The organism is Rhizobium jaguaris (assembly GCF_003627755.1).
Taxonomy (GTDB): Bacteria; Pseudomonadota; Alphaproteobacteria; order Rhizobiales; family Rhizobiaceae; genus Rhizobium; species Rhizobium jaguaris.
Window position 1 is genome coordinate 382,523 of sequence record NZ_CP032696.1, and the last position, 16,435, is coordinate 398,957.

Consider the following 16,435-nt stretch of genomic DNA (forward strand, 5'->3'; position numbering starts at 1 on the left):
ACGAAAGGTATACCTCTAGCCAACATCGGAACAATTTAACCGAGGAACACCCATGACGTACCAATCACCGTTTCCCCAGGACGAACTTGATCGCCGCCTCGCCAAAGCGAAAAGGGCTTTGGTGGATAACAACCTTGATGGCGTCGTGATTTCCGTCCCGGAAAACATCTACTATTTGACCGGATTGGATCATTGGGGCTTCTTCGCAGCGCATGTCCTTGTGCTGAACCGGAATGGGGAAATGGCGCTGAGCTGCCGCGCCATGGAAAGGATCACCGTCGAGAACCAGGTAACGAACGCGAAGTTCTACGGGCATAAGGACCATGAAGAACTCTCCGACTACGTTCATCAGGCGATGAAGGATCTGGGGCTTGCCGGCGCGCGCGTGGGTATCGAAAAGCGCAGCCTTTTTCTCACGGCGCGGCATGCTGAACGTATCCAGGCAGACGGCACTGGCGTTGTCTGGGTCGATGCCTCCGGGATCCTCGACGATATCCGTCTCATCAAGTCCCCGCTGGAAATGGAATATACCCGAAAGGCCGCCCACGCCGTCGACCTGGGAACGTTGGCAGCTGTCGAGGCGGTTCGGGACGGCGCGTCGGACTACGAGGTCGCCGCGGCTTATCACCACAAGATGATCCTTGAGGGCAGCGAATATCCAGGCTTCGGTCCGTTTATCCGTCCGACCAGCCGCCTCGGCGAGGAGCACACCACATGGCGCGGTGAGATATTCCGGAACGGCGATGCCGTCTTCCTTGAAACCTGCGCAGCCTATCGCAAATATCAGTCGCCGATGGGCCGATTGGTCTATGTGGGGAGTGCGCCGAAGGGCGTTGAAGCGTCCGCCGAATTAGCCATCCGAGGCATGAAAGCGATTTGCGACGCGCTCAAGCCCGGTGCGGAAGCCGGCGACGCCTACGAAGCGTGGCATGAAGTGGCAGCCAGCGCAGGCCTTGTCGATTATCACCGCCATCACTGCGGCTACCTTGTCGGGATCGGCTTCCCGCCAAGCTGGACAGGCGGCTCGATGGTCACCAGCCTGTTCCCGAAGTCTACCCGCAAGATTGAAGTCGGCATGGTCGTGCACGCTCACTCCTGGTTCACCAACACCAAGGTCGCCGACTATTTCATTTCCAACACCGTCATGGTGACGGAGAACGGCGGCGAGATCCTGACGAACAAAACGCCCGAGACTCTGATCGTACGCTGAAACCTGGGGCGTGCGCTTAGAGGAAACGCCTCAGCGCACGCTCTTCGCAACGATAAGGGAGGGCATGATGCAGAAACTGACCAAAGACACGCTGACCGGCATCTGCGCGCAGATGGCATCGCACAGCTGGTCTGAAGCTGAAATCAACGAGCTGGTTGATCCTCAATTGGGAATAATCACAGGGTTCCAAGATTTGCTCAGCGAACTCGAACAGCTCCGAAAAATCGATCTCGGGACTACGCCCCCTGCAATGAGCGTTCAAGGTGCAGACAGGCATGACTGACAATATCGCATTCCAAGATGTACGGAGCCTGAAGTCGATGCTTCAGGGCGGACAGATAACGCCATCGGAATTGGTGGACACCTTCGCGGAACGCATCGAGCGACATAACGGGCTGTCAAAAGCGTTCATCACGACGACGATCGATGCCGCGCGCGAAGAGGCAGCGACCGTGTCGCGCGGCGACTTGGATCGTTCGCCCTTTGCTGGAATACCTTATGCCTCCAAGGATTTGTTTGACGTCCAGGGCGTATTGACGACTGCGGGGTCCAAGGTCTTCCATGATCGGGTCGCAAAGACCGACGCCTATGCAGTCGCCAAGCTGCGCTCGGCCCAGGCGATCAGTTTGGGCAAAACCAACCTGCATGAATTCGCCTACGGCGCGACCGGTGAAAACGAGGTCTACGGCACCGCCGTCAACGCATACGATGCGACGCGTCTTGCGGGGGGATCGTCGAGCGGTTCGGCCGCTGCAGTCGCTTTCGGCCTCGTTCCGGCGGCGCTTGGAACCGATACCGGCGGGTCAGTTCGTGCCCCGGCAGCACTCAACGGGCTGGTTGGGCTCAAGCCAACGATCGGGCGGGTCCCCACTTCAGGGGTCGTTCCTTATTGCTGGACCCTCGACCACGTCGGATTGATGACCCGAACGATCGCTGACTGTGCGGATCTCCTCGGTATCGTGGCCGGCTACGATGCGAGCGACTCCACGTCGGTCAACCGTCCGGTCGACAACTACACCGAGGCACTTAGTCAAGAAATAGCTGGTGTACGCGTCGGCATCCCCCGCAACTTCTACTACGACCGAGCCGACGACGAGATCCTGACTGCCCTTGAACGGGTGAAACAGTATCTCGTCTCATGCGGCGCCAAGCTAGTGCCGGTGACCTTCCCGGACATGGAGCACAGCCGCACCGTTTCTCTAACCGTGCAAATGCCCGAAGCGCTCAGCGCGCACTCGGCCTATCTGCAGGAACGAGGCGAGCTCTACGGCGCGGATTTCCGGGCCGGCCTGGCGCTAGGGCAATGCATCCTTGCGGAGCACTACGTGAAGGCGAAGCGATTTGTCGAAGTTTATCGCCAGCAGACGAACAAACTCTTCGACGACGTCGACCTGATTCTTACTCCAGCAACGCCGGAGATTGCGCAGAAGGTTGGCACCGTCAAGGTAAGAAGGAATGGTATCGACGAGGCAGTGGGCAACGCCATAACCCGCTATACGACGTTCTTCAACATGACCGGGCACCCAGCTTTGACGATGCCATGCGGGATGCACACGGAAGGCCTCCCGATCGCATTGCAGCTCGTGGGCCGCTACTTCGACGAAAAGACGGTCTTGCGGACCGCGCACGCCATCGAGCGCAGCGAAAGGTTCTCAATCCCGCGACCTAAGGTGGACAGGTGATATGCCAAGCGCCTTTCTAAGACGAGGTTTTTCGCGGCTCTTTTCGGCGAGCGTATCGAGGGGCAATCGCAGCGTGACGGCCTCTCAGTCGTTGGCTGCGGGCGAAGGCCTTCCTGCCGCCCTACGCCTGGTGGGTCCCCGCTTCAACGAGGCGTTGGTTTTGGACATTGCGCGAGCAATGGAGCAGAGCCAACCCTTCTCAGACCGCCCGTAGGGAGGGTTCAAATGGTATTCGCGCTCCTAAAATATGGTCTTTCGAAAGCCTATCCGGCACGTGAGGAGATTCCACGAACGCCGGATCTAAAGTCGCATTACGATGTCGTGATTGTAGGCGGCGGGGGGCATGGCGCCTCGCTGGCCTACCACTTGGCCAAACACCATGGCATCAAGAACATCGCCATTCTCGAGAAAGGCTATCTCGGAGGCGGCAATACCGCGCGAAACACCACCGTCATTCGGTCGAATTACACCGATCAGCGCTCGATCAGGTTCTACGCGAGGTCGCTCAGACTTTACGAAGCGCTGTCCAACGAACTCGACTATAACATGATGTATTCGCGTCGGGGCCAGCTCACGCTGTCTCACTCCGACGGAGTGTCGCGTTCGCTCCGACTTCGCGCAGACGCCGGCAACTTCTGCGGCGAGGCAAACGAGATCGTCGATCGCAAGCAGATCAAAGACCTTGTGCCATCACTGAACCTCGACATCAAAGGGATGCCGATCCTTGGCGGTCTTTGGCATCCGAATGCGGCCATAGCGCGCCATGACGCCGTGGTCTGGGGATATGCTATCCGCGCGTGTGAGCGTGGCGTTGAACTTCACCAGCGGACCGAGGTTGTCGGGATGGACGTCGTCGGCGACAAGGTGACGCGCGTTCGTACCAATCGTGGCGACGTCTCGGCAGGGATCGTGGTCCAATGTGTCGCCGGATATTCATCGGTCGTCGCGAAGATGGTCGGATTGAAGCTGCCGATCCGCAGCTACCCGCTTCAGGCAATGGTCACCCATCCTATCAAGCCATTTCTTGATCCGATGGTCTCCTCCACCGCGCTTCATTGCTACATTTCGCAATCCGCGCGAGGCGAGCTCGTCATCGGGGGCAGCTCTGACCCTTACGAACTCTACAACACACGTTCGACGCTCGAACTCAAAGAGAGCCTAGCAGCATCGGCTCTCGAAATGTTCCCATTTATTGGCGAACTGAAGGTGTTGCGCCAGTGGGCCGGCATCACCGACATGACGCCGGACTATAGCCCGATCATGGGTCGAAGCCCGCTCTCGAACTACTGGCTTGACGCCGGTTGGGGCACCTGGGGCTTCAAGGCAACGCCCGCCAGCGGGTTCTTCCTCGCCAAAGCTATTTCGGACAATCGCATTCCTGAGGAGATCCAGCCATTCCAGTTGGACCGCTTTGAGCGGTTCGATTTGGTCAACGAGATGGGCGCGACGGCCGCGAGCCACTGAGGAGCTGATACATGAAAATCATGACATGCCCTCTGAACGGGCCGCGCAACATCACAGAATTCCAGTGCCACGGCGAGGTCCATCAGCAACCGGATCCCGCGACCACAGGCGACAAAGAATGGGCAGCCTATATCTGGATGTCCAACAATACGGCGGGGGTCGTACGCGAGTGGTGGTGTCACACACCTACAAATTTTTGGTTCCTCGCAGAACGCAACACGATGACCGATGAAATTTTGGCCACGTTCCCCATACCGGCAGATGGACCTCTGGGAGAGGTGTTATGAATAAATCGACACAGCGGCAGGGGCTGCTTATCGACGCATCAGAGACGATCAAATTCACCTTCGACGGCCGCGAGTATGAAGGGGTTGCGGGAGATACGATCGCCTCGGCGCTCGCGGCCAATGGCGAATGGATCCTGTCACGATCCTTCAAGTATCACCGGCCCCGTGGCGTTCTCACGATGGCGGCACAGGATGCCAACACGCTCGTCCAAATCGGAAACGAGGTGAGTGTTTTCGCGGATCGTCATCCGATCTCGAACGGTTTGGCGGTTCGGGCGCAAAACGTCAGCAAATCAGCGCGCAAGGATAGCGGCTTTGCAATGAACCGGCTCTCGCGGTTCATGCCGGTCGGCTTCTACTATCGGACCTTCTTTAAGCCCAAGGGTGTTTGGGAACGAATCTGGGAGCCACGCATCCGGGCCAAGGCGGGCTTGGGCAAGCTCGATATCAGCAAGCCGACCGAAGGCTACTACGACAAGGCCTATGGCTGGTACGACGTCATCGTTGTCGGCGCAGGTCCGGCGGGCCTGGCCGCTGCGATCGCCGCGGCTGATGCTGGGGCATCCGTGCTTATCGTGGATGAGAACCCGATCATCGGCGGCGCACTCAATTACGCACGCGTGAAAATTGAGCGGGACCTCATCAGCGAAGTCGAAGCTCATCGCAACATCGAAATCTGGACCGATGCGACCTGCAATGCCTGGTATTCCGATAACTGGCTTCCGGTCATTCGCGGGAACCGGCTGCACAAGCTGCGCGCAGAGCAAGTTGTTTTTGCGACCGGTCTGATCGAGCAGCCATCTCAGTTCCGTAACAATGACCTGCCCGGAATTATGCAGGGCTCGGCCGCTCAGCGGCTGGTCCGGCTGTACGGCGTCAAGCCTGGCAATCGTGCAGTCGTTCTCGCCAGTAATGATGAAGCCTATGGCGTCGCGCTCGACCTCTTGGACGCGGGCGTGAAACTGGCTGCGATCTGCGATTTGCGGAAGAATGGCCATAGCGGGCCGAACCGCTCAGAGGTCGTTGCGCGGCAGGTCGAGGTCCTTGATGGTTGGTGCGTCTGGGAAGCGCAGCCTGAAAAGGATTACGTTCACGTTCGCGCCGTCGAAGTTGCAGAGATCGATGCTCAGGGTACCGCCGGTAACAAGCGCCAAAAGATTGATTGTGATCTCGTCTGCATGTCTGTCGGCTACGTTCCCGCCTACCAGTTGCCGCTCCAATCAGGCGGTAGGTTGTCTTACGACAGCGCGGCCGCGCAGTTCAAAATATCCGGCCAGCACGATGCGATCCTTCTTGCTGGATCGGTCGACGGCTATTTTGACACGGAAGATTGCGTTGCTCACGGGACGGCGCAAGGCGCCCGGGCCGCAACCAAATGTGGGTACGAGATCAAAGATCTGCCCGCTCTGCCAGCGCGTCGCCCAGGTTCTCCCAACCATCCCTGGCCGATCTTTCCCCATCCGGAGGGCAAGGATTTTGTTGATTTCGACGAGGACCTGCAAGTCAAGGATATTAAGAATGCGGTCGCAGACGGATACCGTGAACTCGAACTGGTAAAACGCTTTTCGACGGTCGGAATGGGTCCGAGCCAAGGCCGCCATGCCGCCTTGGCGACAGCTATGATCGTCGCGAAAGAGACCAAGCGCTCCGTCAGCGACGTCGGCGTCACGACCGCGCGTCCTCCCGTTACCACGGAGAAGATCGCAACGCTCGCGGGACGGAAGTTCACGCCGATGCGCCGAACACCGATGCATGAACAGCATGCCGCCCAAGGGGCATCGTGGCTCCTGGCCGGCAATTGGATGCGACCCGCATTTTACGGCCGCGGACAAGACGACAAGACGCTCATCGCGGAAGAGGCGCTGAATGTCAGAAACAATGTCGGCATGATCGATGTGTCCACTTTGGGCGGTCTGGATATTCGCGGTCCTGATGCGGCAGAGTTTCTGAACCGGATGTACACGTTTGCCTACGTCAAGCTACCCGTTGGCAGAACGCGCTATCTCCTGATGACGAATGAAGCGGGCACCGTGATCGATGACGGTGTCGCCTGCCGTCGCGCAGAACAGTACTTCTATGTCACGGCGACCACGACGGGTGTCGATCGGATCTATCGCAACATGCTCTGGTGGAATGCGCAATGGCGCCTCGACGTCGATATCGCGAACGTCACGGCCGCTTACGCGGGGGTCAACCTAGCAGGGCCCAATGCACGCAGGGTCCTGGAAAAGCTGACCGATGACATTGCCCTCTCGTCACAGGAGTTCCCGTATCTTGCTTACCGGGAGGGAATGGTGGCCGGCATTCCGGCACGCGTATTCCGCGTCGGCTTCATCGGAGAACTTGGGTACGAGATCCACGTCCCTTCCCGCTTCGGCGCAGAGCTTTGGCGTGCAATAGGCGAAGCGGGACAAGCCCTCGGAATTCGGCCATTCGGTCTTGAAGCGCAGAGACTAATGCGGCTCGAGAAGGGGCATGTGATCATTGGCCAGGACACTGACGGCATGACAACGCCGGAGGAACTTGACATGAGCTGGGCCGTGGCCAATTCGAAGCCCTTCTTCATTGGAAAGCGCAGCCTGGAGCTTCGTGGCAAGACGCTGTCGAGCAGAAAGCTCGTCGGGTTTGCGATTGATCGGATGCCCGCCTCTGCGCTCCAGGAATCAAACCTCGTCGTGAAAAATGGGTCGATCGTTGGGTTCATAACGTCGATTGCTTATTCTCCAACTTTGGGAAAGGTCATCGGATTGGCATACGCCGACAGGCTTGACGCGAGCCTTGGGAGCCGAATTTCCCTGCGGTCGAGCGACGGCGTCGAGCATCAGGCCGAAGTCGTTTCTTCTCATTTTTACGACCCCGAAAATCTGCGGCAGGAGATGTGAACATGGGCGCTGTTGCGAAAAGCCCATTCGGCCACCGCTTCGACCAAGCGGCGCCGGTCAGAAACGACAAAGGGGTTATCATCCGTGATTTTTCCCGGTTGGGGCGGACAGGTTTTAAGGGTGCGGGCACGACGGAATGGCTGACGACGAAAGTCCGCATCCTCCCAGATCGCCCGAACAGGGCTGTCGCTTCTGCTGACAGCGCTTTGATCGCGCGTTTGGGAAAAGAAGAATATCTCATCCTCGATCAGAAAGTTGCAGGACGCGAATTCTGCAGCGACCTGGAGGCCGCCTGGAATGCTGACAGCGCGCAGGGCGCTACCCGGATCGGCTACCCGCTCCCTCGCGCTGACAGCCACAGTTGGCTTTATCTGGAGGGAAACTCTGTCGCACAGATGATGTCGAAGATCTGCGGGGTCGATCTGCGTGATGGCAAATTCGAACCAGGAGAGGTGGCGCAAACGGTTGTGGCACGGATCGGCGCGGTCTTGATCCGTCAAATGGACAAGGGTTCCTACGGGATCCACATGCTGACGGATTTCGCCTCGGCCGATTACCTCTGGGATGTGCTGGAAGATGCTTGCGCAGAATTCGGCGGTGGCTTTGCCGGAACCGGGAGGACGTAAAATAGTTACGTTTCACTTCAATTCGGACAACGGTGTTCCGGTCTGCGAACAGGTGATGGCGGCTCTGATCAGCTGCAACCATGGTATTGAGACTGCCTACGGTGCCGACCAATATACAGCGCGACTAGGACCTGCCTTCTCCGACTTCTTTGAGCGCGAAGCGTTTGTTTTTCCAGTGCCCACAGGCACCGCCGGAAATGGGCTGGCTCTCGGTGCCATTACCCCGCCCTACGGCACCATCTTCTGCCACGAGGGCGCACACATCGTGACGACGGAGGCCGGCGCGCCCGAGTTTTACAGTGGTGGCGGCCGGATGACTTTGCTTTCTGGCGACCATGATAAAATATCGGCCGAAACGTTGGCTCAGGCCCTGCAAAATCACGGCATCGGCAATGTGCACCACATGGCCGCCAGTGCGATCAGCCTCACTCAGGCAACGGAGGCAGGTGTCGTCTACGAGCCGGCCGAATTGCAGGAATTGAGCGCGGTCGCCCATAATGCTGGACTGAAGGTCCATGTGGACGGAGCACGTTTGGCAAATGCGATAGCCCATCTCGGGGTCTCCCCTGCGGAGGCAACCTGGAAATCAGGCGTCGATATTCTGACCTTCGGTACGACCAAGAATGGAACAATGAATGCGGAAGCCGTCATTACTTTCGATCCGGAGATCGCCGGCCGGCTGACATTCATGCACAAGCGTGCTGGCCACCTGTTTTCGAAGATGCGCTACATGTCGGCTCAACTCCTCAGCTACCTGGAGGGGGATGTATGGCATCGAAATGCTTCGCAGGCGAACCGGAATGCGGCGCGGGTTGTGAATGCTTTGAAACAGTGCGCCGATGTCCAGGTGGCGTATCCAGTACAAATCAATGAAGTGTTCGCCATGCTGCCGCCCACCCTCACGGAGGCTCTCCGGCAAAGGGAGATTCAGTTGCGGCCGTGGAACCTGAAAGGCGCGGGCCAAGGATATCGCTTGGTGATGTCCTATTGCGACAGCGCCGACGACATCCGGCTGTTCGAGGAAGCTTGCGGCTCAGTGCCAACTTCTCGACGGCCACTTGATCCGGACAACGCCGACGTTTGATCGAACTGATCAGCGAGCGCCATGCGAATTACAATGCAGTTCTAACGAAAGCCGTGCCATGCTTGAATTTTCCATGATCCTAAAGGCTTCCCAGGTCCTTGCGGGCGTCACCCGGGTCACGCCCTTACTTGAATCTGAACTGCTTAACCGCAAAATCGGCTTCCGTCTTCTTGTCAAAGCAGAATGCTTGCAGCGCACGGGGTCATTCAAAATCCGCGGCGCCTACGTCAAGATCGCTTCGTTGAGCACCGAAGAACGCGCCGCCGGCGTGGTGGCCTTCTCCTCAGGAAACCATGCACAAGGCGTTGCGGCCGCGGCCACCGAGATGGGGGTGCCCGCGACAATCGTCATGCCGGAGGACGCACCTGCAGTGAAGTTGCGCAATACTGCGGAGTATGGCGCAAAAGTCATTACCTATGATCGTGTGACAGGAGACCGAGCGAAGATTGCACGAGACATAGCGGCCGAAACGGGTGCAACCTTGATCCCTCCATACGACGATTATGTTTTGATGTCGGGGCAAGGCACAATCGGTCTCGAAGTTGCAGACCAGCTGGCGAAGCTGAAAACGTCTGCAGACGCTCTCGTGTGCCCGGTCGGCGGCGGCGGGCTGATCGCGGGAATAGCGACCGCGATGGCACAAGCCTCTCCCGGCACCAAAATCTATGCTGCCGAACCAGAACACTTCGACGATACCAAGCGCTCGCTGGTGGCGGGAAAACGCATCGGAAACGAGCCCGGTCACAGTTCGATCTGCGATTCCATCGTGACGCAAATCCCTGGCGAAAACACCTTCCCCATCAACCAGAAACTGGTTGCCGAGGGGTATGCGGTTTCAGAGGCCGATGTCATCGCTGCGATGCATACGCTTGCGGACGATCTGAAAATTGTTGCCGAACCAGGCGGCGCCACCGCTGTTGCCGCCGTTTTGCGGGACCGAAAGAGGTGGAGAGGCAAAACGGTTGTTGCGATCGTATCCGGAGGGAATGTCGATCTCGATACCTGGCGCGGCTATCTGACTTGACCGGCTGACGCCACTGTAGTGTGGCTCCCCATCTTTTGCAGTCGCTCGCGCCAACTCGGATACCAGCTTTCGCTTTAGTTGCCCGCTTTCCAAACAGCGGACGAATTCCTGCAACCTTGTAAAGGCTACCAATGACCACCTATGTCCTTACCGCAACCTGCCAGTCTACGAGAGGAATTGTAGCAGCCATCTCCGGATTTCTCTGCGAAATGGGCTGCAATATCGTCGATAGCTCGCAGTTCGATGACCTTAGTACCGGCCGATTTTTCATGCGTGTCTCTTTCGTCTCGGAAGAAGGGATCGGCGCCGAAGCACTCACCGAGGGTCTCAAGCCAATCGCCGAGAAGTTCCGCATGGAGGCGGAGCTACATCTTCAAACGCAAAGAATGAAAGTCCTCCTGATGGTATCCCGGTTTGGGCACTGCCTAAACGACCTCCTTTACCGCTGGCGTATCGGGGCACTGCCGATCGACATCGTCGGGGTGGTCTCGAACCACTTTGACTACCAGAAGGTCGTGGTGAACCACGATATTCCCTTCCACCATATCAAGGTGACGAAGGAAAATAAGCCGCAGGCCGAAGCGCAGCTTTTGGACCTTGTGGAGCAGACCGGCACCGAGCTCGTCGTGCTTGCACGCTATATGCAGGTATTGTCGGATGCGATGTGCCGAAAAATGTCCGGCAAGATCATCAATATTCATCACTCCTTCCTGCCGAGCTTCAAGGGTGCCAACCCCTACAAGCAGGCCTATGAGCGCGGCGTGAAGCTGATCGGCGCGACGGCACACTATGTCACTGCCGATCTCGACGAGGGGCCGATTATCGAGCAGGATACTGTCCGGATCAACCATGCGCAAAGCGCCGAAGACTATGTCTCGATAGGTCGCGACGTCGAAAGCCAAGTGCTTGCGCGCGCCATTCACGCTCACATCCACCATCGTGTCTTCTTGAACGGCAATCGAACAGTCGTTTTTCCGGCCAGCCCTGGCAGCTACGCGTCGGAGCGTATGGGATGAGGCGTGCAACGATCATCGACGGAAAAGCGGTCGCGGCTTCGGTAATCGACGTGGTGAAGACCGCGGCTGCGGCCCTGGAGCAGCAGGACGGCGTCACGATTGGCCTGGCCGTCATTATTGTCGGCGATGATCCGGCAAGCCACACCTATGTGACCTCCAAGAGCCGCATGGCCAAGGAGTGCGGCTTCAAATCAGTTCAGCACACCCTGCCGACACATACGAGCCAGGGCGATCTCGCCACCTTGGTGAACACGCTCAATGCGGACAGCACCGTTCACGGTATATTGGTCCAATTGCCGCTGCCCACGCATCTCGATAGCGAAGCAATCATCCAGGCGATCCAGCCGGAAAAGGACGTTGATGGCTTGAGCGTCGTCAACGCCGGCAAGCTTGCAACCGGAGACCTCAAGACCGGGCACGTTTCGTGCACACCGGCCGGTGCGATGGTTTTTGTTCGGCGTATCCATGGTGAGGATCTCTCCGGCCTTACCGCGGTCGTTATCGGCCGCTCGAATCTGTTCGGCAAGCCGATGACTCAACTGCTGCTCAATGCCAATGCGACGGTAATGACGGCTCATTCGCGTACAAAAAACCTTCCCGACATCTGCCGCCAAGCCGATATCCTCGTGGCGGCCGTCGGCCGTGCCGAAATGGTCAAGGCCAGTTGGGTGAAGGAGGGCGCCACCGTGATTGATGTCGGCATCAACCGCGTCGCCGCGCCAGAAAGCGGCGTGGGAAAGACACGTCTGGTCGGAGACGTTGCTTTCAGCGAAGTGGCCGAGGTCGCCGGAATTATCACACCTGTGCCAGGCGGCGTGGGTCCCATGACAATCGCGATGCTGATGGCAAACACGGTTATCGCGGCTTACCGTTCGGTTGGCAGAAACCTCAGCCCGAAGCTGGAGTTATGGCCCAGTCAAGATAGCGCCTAATTGGGCTATCGAATGTTGCATTGAATTGAGGTGCCCATCCAATCGAGCAGCGTCATCGGCAACGCTCCGTGAGTCACCTAGAAAAAACCTTCATTACCACAGGAATGCTGGCGCATGAAAAGAACGGGCCATTTCAACACGCCAATTGCCAATGGCAATTATCTTATCGCAAAGCGGCATCGGGACTTGGTGTTCACCTCGGGCATGACTCCGCGATCAAAAGGCGTGATCGTCCATGTCGGGACGGTGGACAGCGAGGATGCGATCGATGACTACAAGGATGCGGTTGAACTCGCCGCTTCAAATGCCCTTGCCGCAGCGCGAACGGTCCTCACCGAAGGGGAACAGATCGCGGGTGTCTTGACCTTGACTGTTTTCATCGCAGCAAACCCGGGTTTCAAGAAACATTCGCAGATTGCCGATTTTGCTTCGGACCACCTGTTGGAAGAGATCGGACCCGGTGCGATTGGCACGAGGGCGGCAGTGGGCGTGACCTCGTTGCCTGGAGGGGCTGTCGTCGAAATTCAGATGACCGCCGTTATCGGAAATTAGCAGCTGCTGCCGGACGGCGAATTGATTTGCGTACTTTGTCTGGCCGTCCCGGCAACAATTGTAACCGGAAGCGGGCCTTCGATTAAAGAGTGGTATAGGAAGGTTGGCGGCGCCGTGCCCGAAGGTCGATCATGTCCGCATGCGTGACGTGGATCGGTCCGCTTACATAGCCGACCCAAGTTCCGTGGGCTTCAATTAAATCAGCCGCACGTTTTCAGCCTTCGACTTGCCGGTCTTGCGATCCTGGCCGACTTCGTAGCTTACCTTCTGTCCCTCACTGAGAGAGCTACCACCCTGCAAGGCAGACACGTGCACAAACACGTCAGCCCCACCATTATCCGGGGTAATGAAGCCAAACCCTTTGTCTCCATTGAAAAACTTAACGGTACCAGTGGCCATGAACAAATCCTCGAAGCTATCACGGCTGATTGCCGCCGCCGAAAGCTTTAAGGCGACGGAGTTTTCTTCGCAATCGGTTTGGCCTTTTCAGTTTCGTCACTGTCGCGGCAAATTCAGCGTTTGGCCAAGGGGCCGGCGAAAACCTCGCGACGCTTCAAATCGCTTGGCAGCTGCCTCATATGCGACGATGATCATTGCCGTGCTGCTGTGCTATGGCTCCCGCTTTGAAACGTCCTCGTCTGTTACCGCATAGAGATTTTCCGGATTATGCTTATCTGCCGGGTCGCCAGCCGCATCCCGTGCGAGATCCCGCCGGACACAGCTATCACGTCGGTCCCCTGCCCCTGGCAGAGATAGCACCGTCGGACTCGGACAGTTTCGCCTGGGGCCAAGATCTCTTCAATCACAGCTACTACTGGGAGGCGCACGAGGCTTGGGAAGGGGTCGGTTCCGGCTGGGGGCGGAATGACACTCTAAGCGCTTGCGGCCTTGGGCCAGAGATATTCGCCTGTCAGTAATATGTGCGCCCAACCCAGCGGGGAGATGTGCGCCAGAAGTTCGGGCGGCACATCGAGTCCTTCGCTTCGCCGTTCGGCGACCGCGTGGCCGATGTGGACGGTGTTCCAGTAGATGATGATTGCGGTGAGCAGGTTGAGGCCAGCAATCCGGTAATGCTGCCCTTCGGTGGTGCGGTCACGGATTTCGCCTTGGCGGCCGATGCGCAACGCATTCTTGAGAGCATGGTGAGCCTCGCCCTTGTTGAGACCGATCTGGGCGCGCCGCTGCATGTCCGTGTCGAGGATCCACTCAATTATAAAGAGTGTTCGCTCCACACGGCCGACCTCACGCAGCGCAACCGCCAGATCGTTCTGGCGGTTGCGCAAATCCTTCGGCGTCCCTGCCGGATTGAACACGTAGAGGCGCTTGGAGGGCAAATCGCGGATGCGCAGGGCGAGCCGATATCCGAGCATGCCGCTGGTCCCGAACAGGTGATCTGTAAAGCCGGCCGTATCGGCATGTTGCTCTCCAACCTGCCGACCGGCCTCATTCATCAGAAGACCATCAAGAATGTATGGGGCCTCGCTGACCGTCGCGGGAATAGTTTGTGACGCGAACGGCGCGAACTGGTCATTGACGTGAGTGTAAGCCTTGAGGCCGGGCTCGTTTCCATATTTGGCGTTGACCATGTTCATGGCCTCTCCCTGCCGGGCTGAAGGGAAGAACTGACCATCGCTCGATGCGGTCGTGCCCATGCCCCAGAACCGGGACATCGGCAGCTTTGCCTGCGCAGCAACCACGATCGCCAGCGCCTGATCCATTGCCTCGCTCTCGACATGCCACCGGGCAAGGCGCGAGAGCTGCCAGTAATCATGCGTGTTTGTGGCCTCCGCCATCTTACGCAGGCCAAGGTTCAGCCCTTCCGCGAGCAACACGTTGAGCAGGCCGATCTGGTCACCGCATGGAACCCCGGTTCTCAAATGGGTAAAGGCTTCGGTGAATCCGAGCGCAGCATCCGGCGATAGAGATCGAGTATCAGTTCCTCGGCGCTGTCCGGAACGTCAGCCGTGAGCCGATCAATCCGCAAGGTGCCATCCTCGATGCTGCCATGAGGGATGGTTCCATTGCGCGCTGCCCGAGCGAGCCGCTTCAGACCATCGTTGAGGCGGGCCCTTTTATCTGTCAGCCAAAGCTGCGGATCAAGGGGAACGGCCAGCCTGGTGTTCGTCTGTGCTGTGGTCAACGGCACCAGGACCTGCTTGAGATCGCCATAGCGGCGCGAATGATCGAGCCAGATGTCACCGGATCGGAAAGCATCCCGGAGATGGAACAGGACTGCCACCTCACGGAGGCGGTTGTCGCCCTGGTCTTGTGCTCGAAGATGCCGGTGCCATTTCGAATTCGGACGTAAGAAGCTGTCGGCTGCCGATGGTGACGCTTGCATTTGCCCGATGGCTTTCGCCGCCGCGATCAAAGGCTGAGCCACTGACGCTGCCTTGAGTTTCAGGCATCGCAGCATGCGGGGTGCGTAGCGGCGGAAGCGATGATATCCTTGTCCGACATGAGCCAATGGATCGTCGGCCAGCGTATTGCTGAGCTGAGCGCCGGTCGCGACCAGTTGTTCCAGCCGACCCCATTCTGCCGATTTGGAGACCGCCATTTCCAACGGCACACCATCATTGCGGGCTTCGAGCAAAGATGCTCCCAGAGCGGTGAAGGCGCGCAGAGTATCGGTGACCGCTGCCTTGGAACCAGCTATTCGCTCATCATGCAGCCGTTTCGCCTCGAGCCAGGTCTTTCCCACGATCCGGTCATGGGTCTCGACCACAGTATCGGCGATCGCCGCCTCCCATTCCACGGCGCAGACAGCAATGATCGCCCAGCGCCGATCCGAGCTGACGTCCAGCAAGCCATCAGTAAAGTAGCGCTCGCCCTGCCGACGCAGGCGAGCGACACGGTGCGGTGGGATACCGGCAACTACCTGCGCGTCGAGATTCAGGCCACCCAGCAATTCCAGCCTGTCGAGCAGCCGGTTCGCCGCTGCGGAATTGTTGCCGACCTCGAACTGGCGAAGCCAGATGAAACGGCTGATATTGGCATCGAGCAATTCGGTCAGCAGCCCATCAAGCCGTTCGCGCGCAACATTATCGAGCCTTTCCGCAATCCGCGTATCGATCCGCCGTTCCGCAGCAACCAGCGCGTCCGCACATAGTCGCTCGATTGTCGATACCGCTGGCAAGATCGTCAGAGTTTCACGACAACGGGCGACCAGGCGCTGAGCGATATCCTCGTTCGAACGGGCATCTTCAGCCTGATCGAAAAGCCAGTCCCGCAAATCACGGGCACCACGACCTGCGAAGGTCTTGTAACCGTAGATCTCACGCAACGCCTCCATATGCTCTTGGCGGGTCTGGCGCCGGGCGGCATAAGTGAGAAGCGCATCTGCCGAGACACCGATCTGAGCCCCGATGAACGACAGGACTTCATGCGGGATCACCTCGCCTGGAGCCAGCGCGCGCCCTGGATATCGCAATGCGCAAAGTTGCAAGGCGAATCCCAGTCTATTCTCCGGCCTGCGGCGTTCATGGATGTGTCCAAGATCGTCGTCGCCCAGTGTGTAATGCCGAAGCAGTGACGATTCATCGGTCGGGAGATCAAGCAGTGCTGAGCGCTGTCGCTCGGTGAGAATATGTCGCCTCGGCATCCCGATTGTCCCTATTGAAGTATAGTCTGTTCTGGACAACAATCGGCTCCTGCAAATCAAGGCCTTTCGGCAGCA

General features: G+C 58.3%; 13 protein-coding genes and 1 pseudogene. 12 read left to right on the plus strand and 2 right to left on the minus strand.

What is annotated here, in order from left to right; all coding sequences use genetic code 11:
- Positions 1 to 52: 52 nt before the first annotated feature.
- From CCGE525_RS35975 to CCGE525_RS36030, 12 genes are all read left to right on the plus strand, one after another.
- The gene (locus tag CCGE525_RS35975; protein WP_120709052.1) at positions 53 to 1,210 is read left to right on the plus strand and encodes a M24 family metallopeptidase; all 1,158 of its coding nucleotides are present in this window, start codon (positions 53 to 55) and stop codon (positions 1,208 to 1,210) included.
- 64 nt (positions 1,211 to 1,274) lie between these two features.
- Positions 1,275 to 1,493 (plus strand): hypothetical protein, encoded by a 219-nt coding sequence (locus CCGE525_RS35980; RefSeq protein ID WP_245472407.1) that lies wholly within the window; start codon positions 1,275 to 1,277, stop codon positions 1,491 to 1,493.
- A gap of 37 nt (positions 1,494 to 1,530) precedes the next feature.
- Entirely contained in the window at positions 1,531 to 2,892 is a 1,362-nt protein-coding gene (locus CCGE525_RS35985; RefSeq protein ID WP_245472408.1) for an amidase, read from the plus strand.
- Positions 2,893 to 3,117: 225 nt separating this feature from the next.
- Positions 3,118 to 4,356, plus strand: coding sequence for an FAD-dependent oxidoreductase (locus CCGE525_RS35990; protein WP_120709054.1), 1,239 nt, complete (start codon positions 3,118 to 3,120; stop codon positions 4,354 to 4,356).
- 11 nt (positions 4,357 to 4,367) lie between these two features.
- Positions 4,368 to 4,643: a sarcosine oxidase subunit delta gene (locus tag CCGE525_RS35995; RefSeq protein WP_120709055.1), complete on the plus strand. Its 276-nt coding sequence runs from the start codon at positions 4,368 to 4,370 to the stop codon at positions 4,641 to 4,643.
- On the plus strand, positions 4,640 to 7,525 hold the full coding sequence (locus CCGE525_RS36000) for a 2Fe-2S iron-sulfur cluster-binding protein (protein WP_120709056.1): 2,886 nt from the start codon (positions 4,640 to 4,642) through the stop codon (positions 7,523 to 7,525). The genes CCGE525_RS35995 and CCGE525_RS36000 overlap by 4 nt, the downstream gene beginning before the upstream one ends.
- A 2-nt stretch (positions 7,526 to 7,527) precedes the next feature.
- Positions 7,528 to 8,151 (plus strand): aminomethyltransferase family protein, encoded by a 624-nt coding sequence (locus tag CCGE525_RS36005; protein WP_120709057.1) that lies wholly within the window; start codon positions 7,528 to 7,530, stop codon positions 8,149 to 8,151.
- Positions 8,102 to 9,235 carry a threonine aldolase family protein gene (locus CCGE525_RS36010; protein WP_162950433.1) on the plus strand — a complete coding sequence of 378 codons (1,134 nt, stop codon included), beginning with the start codon at positions 8,102 to 8,104 and terminating at the stop codon, positions 9,233 to 9,235. The genes CCGE525_RS36005 and CCGE525_RS36010 overlap by 50 nt, the downstream gene beginning before the upstream one ends.
- 58 nt (positions 9,236 to 9,293) lie before the next feature.
- Positions 9,294 to 10,259, plus strand: coding sequence for a threonine/serine dehydratase family protein (locus CCGE525_RS36015; RefSeq protein WP_120709059.1), 966 nt, complete (start codon positions 9,294 to 9,296; stop codon positions 10,257 to 10,259).
- A gap of 131 nt (positions 10,260 to 10,390) precedes the next feature.
- The gene (gene purU / locus CCGE525_RS36020; RefSeq protein WP_120709060.1) at positions 10,391 to 11,275 is read left to right on the plus strand and encodes a formyltetrahydrofolate deformylase; all 885 of its coding nucleotides are present in this window, start codon (positions 10,391 to 10,393) and stop codon (positions 11,273 to 11,275) included.
- Complete coding sequence (locus CCGE525_RS36025) at positions 11,272 to 12,207, plus strand: bifunctional methylenetetrahydrofolate dehydrogenase/methenyltetrahydrofolate cyclohydrolase (RefSeq protein WP_120709061.1); 936 nt, start codon at positions 11,272 to 11,274, stop codon at positions 12,205 to 12,207. Before purU ends, CCGE525_RS36025 begins: the two co-directional genes overlap by 4 nt.
- Positions 12,208 to 12,321: 114 nt before the next feature.
- Positions 12,322 to 12,759, plus strand: coding sequence for a RidA family protein (locus tag CCGE525_RS36030; RefSeq protein WP_120709062.1), 438 nt, complete (start codon positions 12,322 to 12,324; stop codon positions 12,757 to 12,759).
- 195 nt (positions 12,760 to 12,954) lie between these two features.
- On the opposite strand, the gene CCGE525_RS36035 is transcribed toward CCGE525_RS36030, so the two are convergent.
- Positions 12,955 to 13,158: a cold-shock protein gene (locus CCGE525_RS36035; protein WP_120709063.1), complete on the minus strand. Its 204-nt coding sequence runs from the start codon at positions 13,156 to 13,158 to the stop codon at positions 12,955 to 12,957.
- A 473-nt stretch (positions 13,159 to 13,631) separates the two neighbouring features.
- Positions 13,632 to 16,360: pseudogene (locus CCGE525_RS36045) on the minus strand (Tn3 family transposase).
- Positions 16,361 to 16,435: the final 75 nt, after the last annotated feature.